The sequence below is a fragment of the Amycolatopsis pigmentata genome, from assembly GCF_042684065.1.
GTDB classification, from domain to species: Bacteria; Actinomycetota; Actinomycetes; order Mycobacteriales; family Pseudonocardiaceae; genus Amycolatopsis_E; species Amycolatopsis_E pigmentata.
In genome coordinates, this window is the sequence record NZ_JBHUKR010000007.1 from 157,432 (window position 1) to 174,383 (window position 16,952).

At 69.5% G+C, this 16,952-nt stretch carries 17 protein-coding genes; 7 read left to right on the forward strand and 10 right to left on the reverse strand.

The window, feature by feature from the left end; all coding sequences use genetic code 11:
* Nucleotides 1-16: 16 nt before the first annotated feature.
* The 10 genes from ACFSXZ_RS13650 to ACFSXZ_RS13695 all read right to left on the reverse strand — a co-directional run bounded on the left by ACFSXZ_RS13650 (nucleotide 17) and on the right by ACFSXZ_RS13695 (nucleotide 9,217).
* On the reverse strand, nucleotides 17-1,231 hold the full coding sequence (locus ACFSXZ_RS13650; protein WP_378265073.1) for an amidohydrolase: 1,215 nt from the start codon (nucleotides 1,229-1,231) through the stop codon (nucleotides 17-19).
* Nucleotides 1,232-1,300: 69 nt separating this feature from the next.
* The gene (locus ACFSXZ_RS13655) at nucleotides 1,301-2,206 is read right to left on the reverse strand and encodes an aldose 1-epimerase family protein (RefSeq protein ID WP_378265075.1); all 906 of its coding nucleotides are present in this window, start codon (nucleotides 2,204-2,206) and stop codon (nucleotides 1,301-1,303) included.
* Nucleotides 2,207-2,350: 144 nt separating this feature from the next.
* Nucleotides 2,351-3,622, reverse strand: coding sequence for an MFS transporter (locus ACFSXZ_RS13660; RefSeq protein WP_378265077.1), 1,272 nt, complete (start codon nucleotides 3,620-3,622; stop codon nucleotides 2,351-2,353).
* 86 nt (nucleotides 3,623-3,708) lie between these two features.
* Complete coding sequence (pdxH, locus tag ACFSXZ_RS13665) at nucleotides 3,709-4,380, reverse strand: pyridoxamine 5'-phosphate oxidase (protein ID WP_378265079.1); 672 nt, start codon at nucleotides 4,378-4,380, stop codon at nucleotides 3,709-3,711.
* 258 nt (nucleotides 4,381-4,638) lie between these two features.
* Entirely contained in the window at nucleotides 4,639-5,391 is a 753-nt protein-coding gene (locus tag ACFSXZ_RS13670; protein ID WP_378265081.1) for an urease accessory protein UreD, read from the reverse strand.
* Complete coding sequence (gene ureG / locus ACFSXZ_RS13675) at nucleotides 5,388-6,080, reverse strand: urease accessory protein UreG (protein WP_378265083.1); 693 nt, start codon at nucleotides 6,078-6,080, stop codon at nucleotides 5,388-5,390. The genes ACFSXZ_RS13670 and ureG overlap by 4 nt, the downstream gene beginning before the upstream one ends.
* Nucleotides 6,070-6,756, reverse strand: a complete 687-nt coding sequence (locus ACFSXZ_RS13680) for an urease accessory protein UreF (protein ID WP_378265085.1) — start codon at nucleotides 6,754-6,756, stop codon at nucleotides 6,070-6,072. Before ACFSXZ_RS13680 ends, ureG begins: the two co-directional genes overlap by 11 nt.
* Nucleotides 6,756-8,474: an urease subunit alpha gene (locus ACFSXZ_RS13685; protein ID WP_378265087.1), complete on the reverse strand. Its 1,719-nt coding sequence runs from the start codon at nucleotides 8,472-8,474 to the stop codon at nucleotides 6,756-6,758. Before ACFSXZ_RS13685 ends, ACFSXZ_RS13680 begins: the two co-directional genes overlap by 1 nt.
* Before the next feature lie 7 nt (nucleotides 8,475-8,481).
* The gene (locus ACFSXZ_RS13690) at nucleotides 8,482-8,820 is read right to left on the reverse strand and encodes an urease subunit beta (RefSeq protein WP_378265089.1); all 339 of its coding nucleotides are present in this window, start codon (nucleotides 8,818-8,820) and stop codon (nucleotides 8,482-8,484) included.
* 94 nt (nucleotides 8,821-8,914) lie between these two features.
* The gene (locus ACFSXZ_RS13695; protein ID WP_378265091.1) at nucleotides 8,915-9,217 is read right to left on the reverse strand and encodes an urease subunit gamma; all 303 of its coding nucleotides are present in this window, start codon (nucleotides 9,215-9,217) and stop codon (nucleotides 8,915-8,917) included.
* 241 nt (nucleotides 9,218-9,458) lie between these two features.
* Here ACFSXZ_RS13695 and ACFSXZ_RS13700 point away from each other — a divergent pair, with 241 nt between their 5' ends.
* From ACFSXZ_RS13700 to serC, 7 genes are all read left to right on the forward strand, one after another.
* Nucleotides 9,459-10,601 carry a citrate synthase 2 gene (locus tag ACFSXZ_RS13700; RefSeq protein WP_378265093.1) on the forward strand — a complete coding sequence of 381 codons (1,143 nt, stop codon included), beginning with the start codon at nucleotides 9,459-9,461 and terminating at the stop codon, nucleotides 10,599-10,601.
* 269 nt (nucleotides 10,602-10,870) lie between these two features.
* The gene (locus ACFSXZ_RS13705) at nucleotides 10,871-11,725 is read left to right on the forward strand and encodes an ABC transporter ATP-binding protein (protein ID WP_378265095.1); all 855 of its coding nucleotides are present in this window, start codon (nucleotides 10,871-10,873) and stop codon (nucleotides 11,723-11,725) included.
* The gene (locus ACFSXZ_RS13710; RefSeq protein WP_378266444.1) at nucleotides 11,725-12,534 is read left to right on the forward strand and encodes an ABC transporter permease; all 810 of its coding nucleotides are present in this window, start codon (nucleotides 11,725-11,727) and stop codon (nucleotides 12,532-12,534) included. Before ACFSXZ_RS13705 ends, ACFSXZ_RS13710 begins: the two co-directional genes overlap by 1 nt.
* A complete protein-coding gene (locus ACFSXZ_RS13715; RefSeq protein WP_378265097.1) occupies nucleotides 12,498-13,673 on the forward strand; it encodes a sensor histidine kinase in 1,176 nt (391 codons plus the stop codon). The genes ACFSXZ_RS13710 and ACFSXZ_RS13715 overlap by 37 nt, the downstream gene beginning before the upstream one ends.
* On the forward strand, nucleotides 13,670-14,287 hold the full coding sequence (locus ACFSXZ_RS13720; protein WP_378265099.1) for a response regulator: 618 nt from the start codon (nucleotides 13,670-13,672) through the stop codon (nucleotides 14,285-14,287). The genes ACFSXZ_RS13715 and ACFSXZ_RS13720 overlap by 4 nt, the downstream gene beginning before the upstream one ends.
* Nucleotides 14,288-14,309: 22 nt before the next feature.
* Nucleotides 14,310-15,683 (forward strand): serine hydrolase domain-containing protein, encoded by a 1,374-nt coding sequence (locus ACFSXZ_RS13725; RefSeq protein ID WP_378265101.1) that lies wholly within the window; start codon nucleotides 14,310-14,312, stop codon nucleotides 15,681-15,683.
* Nucleotides 15,684-15,736: 53 nt separating this feature from the next.
* Nucleotides 15,737-16,858, forward strand: a complete 1,122-nt coding sequence (serC, locus tag ACFSXZ_RS13730; RefSeq protein ID WP_378265103.1) for a phosphoserine transaminase — start codon at nucleotides 15,737-15,739, stop codon at nucleotides 16,856-16,858.
* Nucleotides 16,859-16,952: the final 94 nt, after the last annotated feature.

Consider the following 16,952-nt stretch of genomic DNA (forward strand, 5'->3'; position numbering starts at 1 on the left):
GCGCCGCGCGTAGCCGTCACGGTTCGCGGTAGCGGCGTTCCGCGACGACGTCCCGGCCGCCGGCTTCGTCGAAGTGGTAGACCTCGCGGCCACGGATGAACACGCGCAACGCGCGGTTCATCACGTCCAGCGGGTCGCCGGACCAGATGACCACGTCCGCGTCGAGCCCCGGCTTGAGCGCGCCGATCCGGTCGTCCAGGCCGAGCATGCTCGCCGGGTTCGCGGTGAGGGCGCGCAGCGCGGCGTCCGGTTCCAGGCCGTCCTTGACCGCCAGTGCCGCCTGGTAGACCAGGAAGTTGATCGGCACGACCGGGTGATCCGTGGTGATCGCGAGCTTGACCCCGGCCCGCTGGAGAATGCCGGCCGAGCGCATCGTGCGGTTCCGCAGTTCGACCTTCGCCCGCGTGGTGAACAGCGGACCGAGAATGACCGGCACCTCGTGCCGCGCCAGCACATCGGCGATCAGGTGCCCCTCGGTGCCGTGGTTGACGACCAGCTTGTACCCGAACTCCTGGGCCAGCCGGATCGCGGTCACGATGTCGTCCGCCCGGTGGGTGTGCTGGTCCCAGTAGAGCTCACCGTCGAGAACCTTGGCGAGTGTCTCCAGGGTGAGGTCGACGTCGAACGGCTTGCCCTCGGCGCGCGCGTGCTCGCGCTGGGCCGCGTAGTTACGGGCTTTGGTGAACGCCTCACGGATGATCGCGGCCGTGCCGAGACGGGTCGACGGGGTTTGTTTCATTTCGCCGTAGACCCGTTTCGGGTTCTCGCCCAGCGCGCTCTTCACGCTGACTCCCTCGGCGAAAACGAGGTCGAGCGCGGTGCGGCCCCAGGTCTTCACCGCGACGGTCTGTCCACCGATCGGGTTGCCGGACCCGGGCTTGATCACCACGCTGGTGACCCCGCCGGACAACGCGTCGTCGAAGCCGACGTCGAAGGGGTCGATACCGTCGATCGCCCGGAAGCGGGCACCGTTGGGATCGGTCATCTCGTTGGTGTCGTTGCCCGACCAGCCTTCGCCCTCCTCGTGCACGCCGAGGTGGACGTGAGCGTCGACGAAGCCGGGCAGCACCCAGGCGCCCGCCGCGTCGATCAACTCCGCGTCCTCCGGGATGTCCACGTCGGCTTCGGTGCCGACCGCGACGATCCTGCCGTCCTCGATCAGAACGGTGCCGCCCTCGATGGGTTCTCCGTCGATCGGCACCACATAGCCGCCCACTATCGCGCTCGCCATGAATCGACACGCTAACGGATCAACGCGGGTTCGCGCTGTAAGACCCTTGTGACCCCGGCGGGTTCGCCGCTACCCGTGAACTTTCACACCCCAGCTTCCCCGCCACGAGCCGCCGGGGGGCAACTCGATCAGGTCAGTACCCGAATTCAGCGCGTCCGCCGGGCAGGTCATCGGTTCCAGGGCGATCGCGCGGCCCCGGCCGGTCAGCTCGTCCGGAGTGAACGCCTGAACCCAGCGGAAGTCCGGGTCCGTCCAGAGGTCCACACCACGCTCGCCGTGGGTGAGCACGTGGTGGTGGCGGCCGTCGTCGGCCGCGGCGAGCCCGGTGAACGCGGTGTCGAGACTGACACCCGCGAGGACGCGGCCGGAGGAGAAGTCGTACTCGGTGCCCTCCACGTCCTGTTCGTCGGCGAAGGGCCAGGCACCCTCGACGTAGGGGCGGACCCGGGTCGCGGACAGGGTCAGCGTCAACTCGTCGGTCGGCACGTCGCCGATGCGGAAGTACGGGTGGGTGCCCACGCCGACGCCGATCGGCGCCTCACCCTCGTTGCGGATCTCGTGGGTCACGGTCAGTTCGCGCGGCGCGATCTCGTAGCGGATGCGCGCGTGCAGCGGGACCGGCCAGCCCGCCTGCTTCTCGACCTCGATCTCGAGCGTGATCGACGACTCGGCGTGCTCGACCAGCGTCCATTCCCGGTGGCGGGTCAGCCCGTGAATGGCGTTGCCACGCGCGGGCTCGGTCACCTCGAGCGCCTGCTCCTCGCCCTGATACACCCACGTGGCGCCCCTGGTGCGGTTCGGCCAGGGCAACAGCACCTGGCCCGCTCCCTTCGGCGGCCGGGCGTCGGCGTCGAAGGTCTCGAGATACGGCACGCCCCCGATCTCGAAGGCGCGCAGCCCCGCGCCGATCTCGGTGACGACGGCGCGTGCGGCGCCCCGGGTGATCTCGAACTGCGCTCCGGTGGGATTCGACATGCCAGAAACCTACCGACGGACCATCCGTCCCGCGCGAAAGGCGCCCCGCACGCGGGTTTTTTGGGGAGGAAGGCGTGTTTGCTACGGACTATCCGTAGTAAACATTCATTCCTTCAAAACGCCGTTTGACAGTGACGCGGGCCGTCACTTGACGGCGGCGGCGCGGTAGCGCCAGAAGGCGGGCAGCGCGGCGACGGCCACCGCGATGAGCACGACCACCAGGAGACCGCCACCGGTCGCGGCCGCGCGGGTGCCGACCGCGGCGCCGGTCCAGCCATGCACGACGTCGGCGATCCGGGGCCCGCCGGCGACGACCACGATGAATGCGCCCGACATCCGGCCGCGCATCTCGTCGGTCGCGGCGACCTGGAGGATCGACTGGCGGTAGATCGCGCTGACCATGTCCGCGGCCCCGCCGATCACCAGGAAGGCCACGGCCAGCCACAGCGAACCGGCGAGCCCGAACCCGGCCACTCCCAGCCCCCAGAGGGAGATCGCCACGACCACCGCGACGCCCTGCCGCCGGACGCGGCCGAGCCAGCCGGACAACAGGCCGATGACCACCGATCCGATCGGGATGGCCGCGAACAACCAGCCGAGTGCCAAGCCACCGCCGTGCGGGTCGCCGAAGGTGCGCTCCGCCATCTCCGGGAACAGCGCGCGGGGCATGCCGGCGACCATCGCGATGATGTCCACCACGAACGACGCGAGCAGCACCTTCTGCGTTGCCATGTAACGGAAACCGTCGAACACGTCCCGCAGCCCCGCCCTGCGGACCTGACCGGAAAGCGGTGGCAGCGCGGGCAGCCGCCACACCGGGTACAGGGTGATCACCAGCGCGATGGAGTCGAGGAGGTAGAGCGTCGGCAGGCCGAGCACCGGCATCAGCGCTCCGGCGGCCATCGGCCCGAACACCGTGCCGAACATGTTCATCGTGCTGGTCAACGCGGTGGCGGCGGGCAGCAGTTCGGGTGCGACGAGCCGGGCCACGATGGCGCCGCGGGTCGGCATGTTGATCGCGAAGAAGGCCTGGTTGAAGGCGAGCAGGACGAGCACCAGCCACACCGAGCCCAGGTTGAGCGCGGCCTGGACCCACAGCATCGCCGACACCAGCGCGATTCCGGTGTTGCCGAAGATGAGCAGCTTGCGCCGGTCCACCGTGTCGGCGATGGCGCCGCCCCAAAGCCCGAAGACCAGCAGCGGTACCAGCGCCACCGCGCCGGTGAGACCGACCCAGGCGGACGAGCCGGTCAGGTCGAAGACCTGCTTCGGGACCGCGACGGTGGTGAGCTGGCTGCCGATCGCGGTGACCGCCGTCCCCGCCCACAGCCGCCGGAACGGCGCGTTCCGCAAGGGTTCGATGTCGATGACGAGTGATCCGAACCGCTTGCGCCGAGTCCCCGCCTCAACATCCACAACGCACTAGCTTAGCGCTGCGAAGTATTTTTTCGGGAGTGATTTAGCGCGCTCTCGCTGGTCACCGCGCGGGAGCGCGCGAACACTCAGGGAGCAACGCGCTTGACGCTCCAGCCGTCATCGGTGCGGGAGTACCGAAGACGGTCGTGCAGCCGGCTCCGCTGGCCCTGCCAGAACTCCACGAGATCCGGCCGGATGCGCCAGCCTCCCCAGTGCGGCGGGAGCGGCACACGGTCGACGCCTTCGAAGCGGCGCTCGATCGAGGTGAGCGCGCGGTCGAGATCGGTCCGGCTCGCCACCACCTGGGACTGCGGCGAAGCCCACGCCCCGAGCTGCGACTCGCGAGGCCGCGACGCCCAGTATTCGGCCGTTTCCTTGACATTGACCTTCTCCACCTCGCCACGCACGGTGACCTGGCGATGCAGGGAGTACCAGGGGAACGTGACCGAGGCGTACCGGGTGACAGTCAGATCGTGACTTTTCGCCGAGGTGTAGTTCGTGTAGAAGACCACGCCTCGCTCGTCGAGTCCCTTGCACAGCACGGTTCGAGAGGACGGCCGTCCCTGTGCGTCGGCGGTGGCCAGCACCATCGCGTTGGGCTCCGTGACACCTGCGGCGATGGCTTCGTTGAGCCACTTCTGCAGCTGTTCGGTCCAGGTCGGGGCAAGATCGGCCTCGTCGAGCGAATCCCCTTCGTACGCCACCCGCATACCGGGAAGGCGCACCGCCACATCTTCGATCCCGCCGACCTCCGTCATGTTCCTGACCTCTCCCGCGGTGAAAAGTGGACCGTGCTGATCGTTACCAATCCGACGGCGGCCACGGCGGAAACGGTGCCTGACAGCAGCCAGGCTGCGGACCGTATCCGCCTACTTTCAGCCGGATTGGTAACTGCCGACGGTAGGGCCTTCCCGCCGTGGACGAAACCCGCCGAACGGTGACAAGCACCACCCCGCCGTCATCCGATGTCTTCCCCGAATTCGCCCGTCGCACGCCTGCTGGTCGCGCGACGGGCGTCACGCGAGCGTGGCGCCCGGGTCGGAAGCCCAGCCGGGATGCAGTCCCCGTGCCTGCGCCAGGTCCCGCCGCGCCGAGACGGCACCGGTGGCCAGAGACGTGATCAGCGATCCGCCCGCGGCCAGCGGCGTGAGCGACCACCAGTCCCCTGAGACCGCACCGGCCGGATCCTCGCCCCAGACGAGTACCTCCGTGGCGACGACGCGACGGCCCGCCAGGTAGGCGAGGCTGTCCTCCAGCGCCGGATCACCGGTCGTCAGCGTCTGGTGGAGCAACGGAACGTCGTTCCGTACGACGCGTTGCGTGGCCCGCAGGCACCCCGGGCGTTCGCCCGTACGGCCGAGGACGAGTACTTCCCGCGTGTGCAGGCGGGCGCCGCGATCCAACGACGCGACGAGTTCCGCGGTGTGCCGCGCCCGAGCGGTCACCACGGCCGGCTCCGGCAGATACTCCAGGACGCCGGCCTCACCCACTTCTATGTCCACAGTGGACAAGCTTTCGGCGGCACGCGAACCGGGCAGCGCGAGGGTCGCCGCGACACCGGACAGCCGGAGCCGGGCACCCGGACCGACCCGCACGCTCAGGCGCAGTTCGTCACCGCCGAGCGGCGCGGTGGCGGACCCGACGAGGTGCACGACGGCGGGTCCGTGGCCACGCCGGGGAATGAGCGTCAGCGGCGAAGCCGAGCGGATCTCCCGCAACACCGTCCGCCCGTGGCGGAGTTCGGCCACCAGCCGCGCGTGCGCCTTCACCCGGAGAGCCGCTCGCGCACCCAGGCCGCCACCCCGGGGGCGTTCGGAGTGTCCACAAGGGACTGTGTGAGCACGGGTAGCGCGCCCCGCATCCGGTGCGCGTCGGAGGTCATCACCTCCAGGTCCGCGCCGACCAGGTGCGCGATGTCGGTCTTGTTGATGACCAGGAGATCCGCCGTGGTCACGCCCGGTCCGCCCTTGCGCGGCACCTTGTCCCCGCCCGCCACGTCGACGACGAAGATCTGGCCGTCCGCGAGCCCGCGGCTGAACACCGCGGTGAGGTTGTCGCCGCCGCTTTCGATGATCACCAGGTCGAGCCCGGGGAACCGCTCCTCGAGCCGTTCCACCGCGTCCAGGTTCGCGGTGATGTCGTCGCGGATCGCGGTGTGCGGGCACGCCCCGGTCTGCACCGCCTCGATCCGCTCGGCGTCCAGCACACCGGCCGCACGCAGGAAGTCCGCGTCTTCGGTGGTGTAGATGTCGTTGGTCACCACGGCGAGATCCACTTCGCCGCCCAGCGCCCGGCACAGTGCCGCGACCAGCGCGGTCTTCCCGCTGCCGACCGGCCCGCCGATGCCGAGCCGGTACGCGCGGCCGGTGGCGGACGAGGGGGCGTGCCGGTCCGGCCCGGCCGCGGTGGGATCGAAGTTCACCGGGTGGGCGTGCCCGTGTCCGTGTTCAACTGGCAAAGAGACGCACCTCTTCCTTGTGCCGCCGCAGATGGGCTTCGGCGAACAGGTCGAGCGCCGGAGCGCCCGGGCCGGGCAGGTCCGCCGGGGCGGCCCCGGCGACCGCGCTCGCCCGTTCCGCCACCGCCTCGATCTCGCGCGCCATCGCCGCCACCACCGCGTTCACGGTGAGCGGGTCGAAACCGAGCAACCGCACCGCCGCGCTCGCCGGTCCGCTGATCGCTTGGTACGCCACGAAAAGCGCGGCGTCGCGGGGTGAGGCTCCGGCCACGCCGGCGAGTGCCCCGGCGATCACCGCGTGGTGCGGGCGCGGCGTGACCGTCAGCAGGCCGTCGATCACCGGTGAGGGCCAAGCGACGCGACCCGCCCGGGCCGTGCCCCGACCCTGCGCCCGGGATGCCTCCCGCTGCGCGAAGGAGGGGGTGCGCGCGTCGAGTTCCGCATCCAGGGCGGCCCAGTGCCGCTTGTGGACACCACGGGCGGCGGCGTGTGCCGACGCCGCGGCGAAACAGGCGGCCAAGGACCCGGCGCCGGACAACCTCCCGGACAGGAACCCGGGCAGGTCCGCTTCACTCGTGATCAGCTTACGGGTGGCGACCTCCTCCAGCCCGCCCGAATGGACGTGCGCCCCGCCGGGGAAGCGGGAGTCGGCGAACAGGAGCGCGACCGTGTCCATCAGAAGAGGAAATAGCGTTGTGCCATCGGCAGTTCCCGCACCGGGTGCGGTTCGATCAGTTCGCCGTCCACGTGAACCGCGAAACTGTCCGGATCCACCCGGATATCGGGCAGCGCGTCGTTGAGCACCATGTCCGCCTTGGTGACCGACCTTGTGCCGGCGATCGCGACCACCTCCCGCCGCAGTCCCAGCCGGCCCGCCAGATCCGCCTTCACCGCCGCCTCGGTCACGAAGTGCAGGCTGGAAGCGGCCGCGGCGGCGGGTTGCGCCCCGAACATCGGCCGCGCGAGCACGGGTTGCGGCGTCGGGATCGAGGCGTTCGCGTCCCCCATCGCCGCCCACGCCGGGAACCCGCCCTTGACCACCACATGCGGCTTGACGCCGAAGAACTTCGGCTCCCACAGCACCAGGTCGGCCAGCTTGCTGACCTCGACCGACCCGATCTCGTCCGCCATACCGTGCGCGACGGCGGGATTGATCGTGTATTTGGCGACATAGCGTCGTGCCCGCAGGTTGTCCGCGTCACCGTCACCGGGCAGGGCGCCGCGCCTCCGCTTCATCGCGTGCGCGGTCTGCCAGGTCCGGATGATCACCTCGCCGATCCGGCCCATCGCCTGCGCGTCCGAACTGATCATCGAGATGGCGCCCAGGTCGTGCAGGACGTCTTCCGCGGCGATCGTGGACGGCCGGATCCGGCTCTCCGCGAACGCGAGGTCCTCCGGCACCGACGGGTTGAGGTGGTGGCAGACGATGAGCATGTCGAGGTGCTCGTCGAGGGTGTTCGCGGTGTGCGGCCGGGTCGGGTTCGTCGACGACGGCAGCACGTTGGGCAGACCGGCGACGGTGATGATGTCCGGCGCGTGACCGCCACCGGCGCCCTCGGTGTGGTACGCGTTGATCGACCGCCCGGCGATGGCCTCCACTGTGGACTCCAGAAAGCCGGCCTCGTTCAGGGTGTCGGTGTGGATCGCGACCTGCGCGCCGTATTCGTCGGCCACGGACAGCGCGACGTCGATCGCGGCCGGGGTCGAGCCCCAGTCCTCGTGCAGCTTGAGCCCACCCGCGCCCGCCTCGAACTGCTCACGCAGCGCCTCGTGCCGGACCGTGTTTCCCTTACCCAGCAACAGGATGTTGACCGGAACGGCGTCCATCGCGCGCAGCATCCGGCCCAGGTTCCACGCGCCCGGCGTGACCGTGGTGGCCTTGCTTCCCTCGGCCGGCCCGGTGCCGCCGCCGACCAGGGTGGTCACCCCGGCGGCGAGCGCGGTGTCCACCAGTTGCGGGCAGATGAAGTGCACATGGCAGTCGATGGCACCGGCGGTGAGGATCTTTCCGTTGCCGGACAGCACTTCCGTGGCGGGCCCGATCACCAGCGCCGGATCCACACCGTCCATCGTGTCGGGGTTCCCGGCCTTGCCGATGCCGGTGATCCGGCCGTCGCGCACGCCGACGTCGGCCTTGACCACGCCCCAGTGATCCAGCACCACCGCGCCGGTGATCACCAGGTCCGGCGCGCCTTCGGCGCGGGTGGCCATGCCCTGCCCCATCGACTCGCGGATCACCTTGCCGCCGCCGAAGATCACCTCATCGCCCGCGCCGGCGCCCATGCTGCGGTCTTCGGTGACCTCGATGACCAGATCCGTGTCGGCGAGGCGGATCCGGTCGCCGGTGGTGGGTCCGAACAGTTCGACGTAGCGCTCCCGGTCGACGCTGCTCATGACGCGCTCACCTTGACTGCCGCGACTTGACAAGATCATCGAAACTCCCCTGCCGCGATTTCCGGCTCAGCCCGGGCACGACCCGCCGCCCCGCCAGCGGCACGAGATCGACTTCCCGGTCGACACCCGGTTCGAACCGGACCGAGGTGCCCGCCGGAATGTCCAGGCGGTGGCCCCGCGCCGCTTCCCGATCCATCTCCAGCGCCGGGTTGACCTCGGCGAAGTGAAAGTGCGAACCGACCTGCACCGGCCGGTCACCGGTGTTGACCACCCGGAGCCGGATCCTCGGCCGTCCGGGGTTCAGCTCCACCGGCCCGGCGGCGGGAATGATCTCTCCTGGACGCACCCCGCCCCCTCAGTGTTGGTCTTGAAACCCGTACCTTCGGGGGCGGGTTCGACTACTCATTTCGTGCACGAATCTCACGGTCGAAGTCCTTCTGTCAGGTGATCGGGTCGTGCACGGTGACCAGCTTGGTGCCGTCCGGAAAGGTCGCCTCGACCTGGACCGCATCGACCATTTCGGCGATGCCGTCCATCACCTGTTCACGCGAAAGCACGCTCCGGCCGCCGGTCACCAGATCGGCGACCGATCGGCCGTCACGCGCGCCTTCGAGCACGTAGTCGGTGATGAGTGCGACCGCCTCCGGGTAATTCAGCCTGACGCCGCGCTCCAGCCGCCGTCGCGCCACGTCGGCCGCGACGTGAACCAGGAGCTTGTCCCGTTCCTGAGGGCTCAGGTGCACCCCGTAGGTCTATCACCGCGATGACACCCCCGCCCGGTGACGAAACACAGGATTTACACAGAAGAGGCACTCCGACCTGAATCGTTCTCGTAATCGTGACCGAAACCACCACTTCTTTCGCTTGTTACCCGCGCGTATCAGGAGCACCCTGTGGTCAGTCCGTGCGAGGGCGCGCGTTCCGCGGGTCATCCGCACGTAACACAAGACATCTGTCGGGGAACGCGCACGGAAGGGTCTTCAAGTGACTACCTCAGCGCCTGTAGCGAACGAGCGGTCGACCACCGGGGACGATGGTTTCCGTCCCGGTCTCGAAGGGGTGGTCGCGTTTCACACCGAGATCGCCGAGCCGGACAAGAACGGCGGAGCGCTGCGGTATCGCGGTGTGAATATCGAGGACCTCGCCGGGAAGGTCAGCTTCGGGGACGTCTGGGGCCTGCTCGTCGACGCCCGGTTCGGCCACGGCCTGCCGCCCGCCGAACCCTTCCCGCTTCCGGTACACACCGGGGACGTGCGTGTAGACGTACAGGCGGCGCTGGCGATGCTCGCCCCGATCTGGGGGTACAAGCCGATCCTGGATCTCAGTGACGCCGAAGCGCGCGACCAGCTCGCCCGCGCGTCGGTGATGGCACTGTCCTATGTGGCCCAGTCGGCGCGCGGCGTCGGCGTTCCGGCCGTGCCGCAGTCGCGGATCGACGACGCGGAGACGATCACCGAGCGGTTCATGGTCCGCTGGCGCGGTGAGCCCGATCCCGCACACGTCAAGGCGATCGACGCCTACTGGGTCTCGGCCGCCGAACACGGTATGAACGCCTCCACCTTCACCGCCAGGGTCATCGCGTCGACGGGAGCGGACGTGGCCGCGGCGCTGTCCGGCGCGATCGGCGCGATGTCCGGCCCGCTGCACGGCGGCGCCCCGGCACGCGTGCTCCCGATGCTCGAGGAGGTCGAGCGCACCGGCGACGCGGTGAAAATGGTCAAGGGAATCCTCGACCGCAAGGAACGGCTGATGGGTTTCGGGCACCGGGTGTACCGCGCCGAAGATCCCCGCGCCCGTGTGCTTCGCCGCACCTGCGCCGAACTCGGCGCGGAGCGCTACGAGGTGGCCGTGGCGCTCGAACAGGCCGCGCTGACGGAGTTGCGCGAACGCCGTCCCGACCACCCCATCGAGACCAACGTGGAGTTCTGGGCCGCGGTGATTCTGGATTTCGCGCAGGTGCCGCCGCACATGATGCCCGCGATGTTCAGCTCCGCCCGCACCGCGGGCTGGGCCGCGCACATCCTGGAGCAGAAGAAGACCGGACGGCTGGTGCGGCCCTCGGCCAAATACGTCGGTCCGGGCCCGCGCAAGCCCGAAGAGGTCGAAGGCTGGGACCTGCTGCCCTGAGCCTGTCCACCGTTCGACGGACACGGGGATTCACCGGCTCGGAGGTCCCGCGAGCCGGTCCGCGCGGCACATCATGGCCTCATGCCAGACAACTTTTTTGAGAGCAAGGTGGCTTTGCTCGGCCGGAGGCGGCAGCGGCAACCGCACACGGCACGAACTGCCCGCCGGAGGCCACTGCACGCGGCCGGACACGCTTTTCGTCCGGCCGCCGATCAGACGCCGATCATCCGTAGTAAAGCCACCTTGCTCCACTTCACAGGGGGGCCGGCATGAAGCCGGCGGTGCGGGTGCGTGGCCTCCGCAAGGAATACCCGGGCCAGGTCGCGGTGGCGGAGGTGGACCTGCGGATCGAGCACGGCGAAGTGTTTGCCCTGCTCGGCCCCAACGGTGCGGGCAAGACCACCACGGTGGAGATCCTGGAGGGGCACCGGAAACGGACGGCGGGCGAGGCCGACGTCCTCGGCGAGGACCCGTGGGCGGCCGGGCGTGCCTGGCGCGCCCGCATCGGGATCGTGCTGCAGACCGTCAACGACGCGGCGAACCTGACGGTCGCGGAAACCGTCCGGCATTTCGCGCGCTACTACCCGAACCCGGGTGACCCGGAGGAGGTCATCGAGCAGGTCGGGCTGACCGAGAAGGCCGGTGCCCGGGTGCGGTCGCTCTCCGGCGGCCAGCGCCGTCGGCTGGATGTCGCGATCGGCATCGTCGGGCGTCCGGAACTGCTGTTCCTCGACGAGCCCACCACGGGGTTCGACCCCGAGGCGCGCCGGCGGTTCTGGACGCTGATCGCCGGCCTCGCCCACGGCGGCACCACGATCGTGCTCACCACGCACTATCTCGACGAGGCGGAGGCGCTCGCGGACCGGGTCGCCGTGCTGGCCGCCGGACGTGTCGTGGCCGAGGGCACCCCCGCGGAACTCGGCGGCCGGGCCCGCGCCGAGGCCGTGGTCCGCTGGTCCGACGAAACCGGACGGCACGAAGAGCGAACTTCCTTTCCCACCAAGCTGATCACGGAGCTGTCGGACGGGCGTGAACTCGCCGAACTGACCGTGACCAGACCGAGCCTCGAAGACGTCTACCTCGATCTCATCGGTGCCACCGGCGAAGAAAGGGAGGCGGCGTGATGACCACCATGGCGTTGCCCAACCCGGTTTCCCTCGGGCTGGCCCGCGGCACGGTGGAACTGCGGCATTTCTTCCGGCAGAAGGAAGCGGTCGTCTTCACCTTCGCCATGCCCGCGCTCCTGCTGACCCTGCTCGGCTCGATCTTCGGCGGGAGTTACGACGGCACGGGCGTCACGGCGGGCCAGGTGTTCGCCGCCGGAATGATCGGCTCCGGCATCGTGTCCACGTCGTTCGTGAGCATGGGCACCGGGGTGGTGTTCGACCGGGAAGACGGCACACTCAAGCGTCTGCGTGGCGCGCCCGTCCCGCCGGTCGCCTACTTCCTCGGGAAGATCGTGCTGGTCGCGATCTCCAGCCTGGCCGAGGTGGTGCTGCTCCTGCTGGTCGGCACGCTGTTGTTCGGCCTGAAACTGCCCACCACACCGGAAAAATGGCTGACGCTGGGCTGGGTGTTCGTGTTGGGGACCACCTGTTGCGGTCTACTCGGTATCGCGGCCAGTGCGCTGGCGCGATCGGCGAACGGCGCCACCGCGCTCATGAACCTGCTGTACGTGGGTTTCCAGTTCATCTCGGGCGTGTTCGTCACCCCCATCACGACGTTGCCCACCGCTATGGTCGACGTCGCGTCGTTCTTCCCGGTCAAATGGATCTGTCAGGGCCTGCGCTCGGTGTTCCTGCCGGATTCGATGGCCTCCTACGAAATGGCGGGAACATGGGAACTGGGCAAGGTCGCGCTGGTACTGGGGGCGTGGTGCGTGGCCGGGCTGGTGCTGTGCCGCCTGACGTTCCGGTGGACGGACGCCCGGTAGACGCGTGGTTGCGGTTCTTCTGGCTGTGGCACGTGGGCTTCGCGCTGGACTACGCCTTCACGGCGTGGCTCGTGCTGTCGGACGGAGGACCGCCCGCGCCACGACTGACCAGTGTCGCGGCAGTGGCCGTCCTCGCGATCCTGTCGGCGGCGTTCCTCGGCCGGGCGCTCCGCCGGCGCGGCACCGTGGCGTTTTCCGTGGCGATGTTGGCCGTGACCACGGTGGCGGTCCTCGCGGACGCCTCCGCGGGGTTCGTGCTGTTCTCCGTGTGCCCCATCGTGTCGATGTGCCTGACACGGGTGACAGCCGCGCTGCTCACCTCGTTGGCGATCCTGCTGCCCCCGCTGTCGGTGCTGCTGCGGTACGGACCGCACGAATCCTCGCTCGCCGTCCTGGTGCCGATGAGCGCGTTGATGATCGTGTTCAGCGTGTGCATGGGCACCTGGTTCGGGCGGGTGGTACGCGAAAGCCAGGAACGCGGCGCGCTGATCGAACAACTCGAAGCCAGCCGTGCCGAGGTCGCCCGCCTGTCCCACGAGGCGGGCACCTCGACCGAGCGGGAGCGGCTGGCCCGCGAAATTCACGACACCCTGGCACAGGGCTTCACCAGCATCCTCACTCTGCTCCAAGCCGTCGAGTCCGAAATGGACAGTGATCCGGTGATGGCACGGCGCCATGTGGAACTGGCATCCCGCACGGCACGGGAGAACCTGGCCGAGGCACGAACGATGGTCGCCGCGCTGACCCCGTCCGCGCTCACGACCGGGTCACTGGCGCAGGCCGTTCGGCGGCAGGCGGAACGACTCGCCGAGGAGACCGGGATCGACGTCCGCTGCCGGATTCCCGACCGTCTTCCGGCCCTGCCGACGGTGACCGAGGTGGTGTTGCTCCGGGCGGCGCAGGAGGCACTGTCCAATGTGCGCAAACACGCGAAGGCCAACCACGTGTCGCTCGACCTCGACGCGGAGGATTCCTTGGTACGCCTGATCGTCACGGACGACGGAGTCGGCTTCGGCCAGGACGGCCCGGCGCGCGGCTTCGGCCTGAAATCCATGCGTGACCGGGCTCGGCAGGTGGGAGGAACGATGACAGTGCGGGCCGGGGAACGCACGACGGTGACCGTGGAGGTGCCGGCGTGATCGCGATCCTCCTGGTCGACGACCACCCGGTCGTCCGTGAGGGCCTGCGGGGGATGCTCGAGGCCGAACCGGACCTGACCGTCGTGGGCGAGGCGTCCTCCGGCGACGAGGCGGTGGCGGCCAACCGGGCACACCATCCCGACGTGATCCTGATGGACCTGCGCATGCCCGGGCTCGACGGCGTCGGCGCCACCCGCAAGATCCTCACCGACACACCCGGAAGACGGGTGGTCGTGCTGACCACCTACGAAACCGACGCCGACATCCTTCTCGCGGTCGAAGCCGGGGCCGCCGGTTATCTGCTCAAGGACGCCACACGAACGGAACTGGCCGGGGCGATCCGGGCCGCGGCGCGCGGCGAGACGGTGCTCGCGCCGTCAGTGGCCGGGAAACTGGTACGGCACGTACGGGATCCCGCGCCCGCGCCGTTGTCCGCCCGTGAGGTCGAGGTGCTGCGACTGGTCGCGCGAGGCCACACGAACGCGGAAATCGGCCAGGCCCTGCACATCACCGAAGCGACCGTGAAGACGCACCTGCTGCGGGTGTTCGCCAAGCTCGACGTGTCCGACCGCACCGCCGCGGTCACCACGGCCATGGCACGAGGCATGCTCTGAGAGACTCGGGCAAGATGGCTTCATGCTCCCGGCCACGGAAAACGCCCTCCTCCGCCGTCTCGCCACGGAACAGTCGACCGGTCGCGCGCCGTCGTTGGCCGCCGCCGTGGTCCGGGACGGCGAGATCGTCTTCTCCGGTGCGCGCGGCCGGGTCGGCGACGACGCCCCGACCGTCGACACGCAGTACCGCATCGGTTCCATCACCAAGTCGCTCGTGGCCACGCTGGTCATGCGGTTGCGCGACGAGGGACGGCTGGACCTCGACGACCCGTTGGACAAGCACCTGCCGGGGACCCGGTTCGGCTCGATCACGATCGCGCAACTGCTCTCCCACACCGGTGGGGTGACCGCGGAGTCGCCCGGTTCGTGGTGGGAACGCACCGCGGGCGGCGACTGGCCGGCGCTGGAAGCGAGCCTCACCCCCGAGACGATCAAGCATCGCTCCGGCAGCAGGTTCCACTACTCCAACGTCGGCTACGGGGTGCTCGGCGAACTCGTCGCCCGGCACCGCGGCACCTCCTGGTTCGAAGCACTCCGGCGGGAAGTCCTGGGGCCTCTCGGAATGTCCCGGACCACCCCGCACCCCGAGCCGCCGCACGCTTCCGGCTGGGCCGTCCATCCCTACGCCGACCTGCTGCTGCCCGAACCGTCGCCGGACGCGGGAGCGATGGCGCCTGCCGGGCAGTTGTGGTCCACGGTCACCGACCTCGCCCGCTGGACCGCCTTCACGGGCGGGCAGACCGGTGAAGTGCTGCACGCGGGCACGCTGGCGGAAATGCGCGCGGTCGCGACGGTCGACGACGACGGCACGTGGACCTCCGGTTATGGCCTCGGTTTCCAGCTGTTCCGCCTCAACGGCAGGCGACTGGCCGGGCACAGCGGATCCATGCCGGGCTTCGTGGCGTGCACGCTCGTCGACGAGAACACCGGCACCGGCGCGCTCGCCTTCGCCAACAGCACGTCCGGGCCCTCGATCATCTCGCTGACCATCGACCTGATCGCCATCGCGGACGACCAGGAGCCGAAGCTGCCCGCCGAATGGCAGCCGTCCGACGTCGACCCGAACCTGCTGGAACTGACCGGCCTGTGGCACTGGGGCCCGAAGCCTCACCACATGTATCTGATTCCCGGACCGATGCTGAATCTCGTGCCCGTCGGTGGCGGCCGCGCCTCCCGGTTCCGTCCCTCCGGGGAGAAGGACGAATGGGTCGGCCTCGACGGTTACTACGCCGGCGAAACGCTGCGGGTCTCGCGTTCGTCCGACGGGACTCCCCGTTCCCTCGACCTGGTGACCTTCGTCTTCACCCGCACCCCGTACGACCCGGCCGCGCCCATCCCGGGTGGTGTCGACGAAGCCGGCTGGCAGGGTCGTCGTGACCAACCGTCCAGTAGCTGAGACGCAGGCCACCGGCGTGTAACGGCGGAAGCGAGCCTGCGACACTGGTGCACATGACCGAGCTGACGATCCCCGCTGAACTCAAGCCCTCGGATGGCCGCTTCGGCTGCGGGCCCTCGAAGGTCCGCGCGCAGCAGCTCGCCAACCTGGCCTCCGAAGGCGCGGCCTACCTGGGCACCTCCCACCGCCAGAAGCCGGTGAAATCCCTGGTCGGACGCGTACGGGCGGGCCTGACGGAGCTTTTCGGCCTGCCGGACGGCTACGAGGTCGTGCTCGGCAACGGCGGGACGACGGCCTTCTGGGACGCGGCCGCGTTCGGGCTGGTGCGGGAGCGGTCGCAGCACTTCACCTACGGCGAGTTCTCCTCGAAGTTCGCCTCGGTCACCAAGGGCGCGCCCTTCCTCGCCGACCCGGTCGTGGTCAAGGCCGAACCGGGCAGCGCCCCCGAAATCGCCTACGAGCCCGGCACGGACCTCGTCGGCTGGGCGCACAACGAGACCTCCACCGGCGTCGCGGTGCCGGTGCGGCGCCCGGCGGGCAGCGAAGGCGCGCTGGTCGCGATCGACGCGACCTCGGGCGCGGGCGGGCTCCCGGTCAAGGCGGAGGACTTCGACGTCTACTACTTCGCGCCGCAGAAGAGCTTCGCCTCCGACGGTGGTCTGTGGCTGGCCCTGATGTCCCCGGCCGCGATCGAGCGGGTCGGTGAGATCGGCGCGAGCGACCGCTGGGTTCCCGAGTTCCTGTCGCTGACCACGGCGCTCGACAACTCCCGCAAGGACCAGACGTACAACACCCCGGCCGTCGCGACGTTGTTCCTGCTCGCCGACCAGATCGAATGGATGCTCGGCAACGGCGGGCTGGACTGGACGGTGGAGCGCACGCGTGATTCCTCGACCCGGCTCTACGAATGGGCCGAGGAGACCAGCTACACGGTGCCTTTCGTCAAGGACCCCGCCCTGCGCTCACAGGTCGTCGGCACCGTCGACTTCGTCGACGAGGTGGACGCCTCGGCGGTGGCCAAGGTCCTGCGCGCGAACGAGATCGTGGACGTGGAGCCCTACCGCAAGCTGGGCCGCAACCAGCTCCGCGTCGGCATGTTCCCGGCCATCGAGCCGGGCGACATCACCGCGCTGATCAGCTGCATCGAATGGGTGGTCGAGCGGCTCTCCGACTAGGGGTCGATGGGCTCACCGGATCGAGGTCAAGACGAAACAACCGATCGTGTGTCGGCGCGCCTCCCGCGTCAAGCCGACGCGCCGCTCTACCGTT

Bases quoted from the DNA above. Each gene is read 5' to 3' on its own strand.
- ACFSXZ_RS13685 (WP_378265087.1), bottom strand. From the start codon at position 8,474: ATGAGCAGCGTCGACCGGGAGCGCTACGTCGAACTGTTCGGACCCACC.
- ACFSXZ_RS13725 (WP_378265101.1), top strand. From the start codon at position 14,310: ATGCTCCCGGCCACGGAAAACGCCCTCCTCCGCCGTCTCGCCACGGAA.
- ACFSXZ_RS13710 (WP_378266444.1), top strand. From the start codon at position 11,725: ATGACCACCATGGCGTTGCCCAACCCGGTTTCCCTCGGGCTGGCCCGC.
- ACFSXZ_RS13650 (WP_378265073.1), bottom strand. From the start codon at position 1,231: ATGGCGAGCGCGATAGTGGGCGGCTATGTGGTGCCGATCGACGGAGAA.
- ACFSXZ_RS13705 (WP_378265095.1), top strand. From the start codon at position 10,871: ATGAAGCCGGCGGTGCGGGTGCGTGGCCTCCGCAAGGAATACCCGGGC.
- pdxH (WP_378265079.1), bottom strand. From the start codon at position 4,380: ATGACGGAGGTCGGCGGGATCGAAGATGTGGCGGTGCGCCTTCCCGGT.
- serC (WP_378265103.1), top strand. From the start codon at position 15,737: ATGACCGAGCTGACGATCCCCGCTGAACTCAAGCCCTCGGATGGCCGC.
- ACFSXZ_RS13680 (WP_378265085.1), bottom strand. From the start codon at position 6,756: ATGGACACGGTCGCGCTCCTGTTCGCCGACTCCCGCTTCCCCGGCGGG.
- ACFSXZ_RS13655 (WP_378265075.1), bottom strand. From the start codon at position 2,206: ATGTCGAATCCCACCGGAGCGCAGTTCGAGATCACCCGGGGCGCCGCA.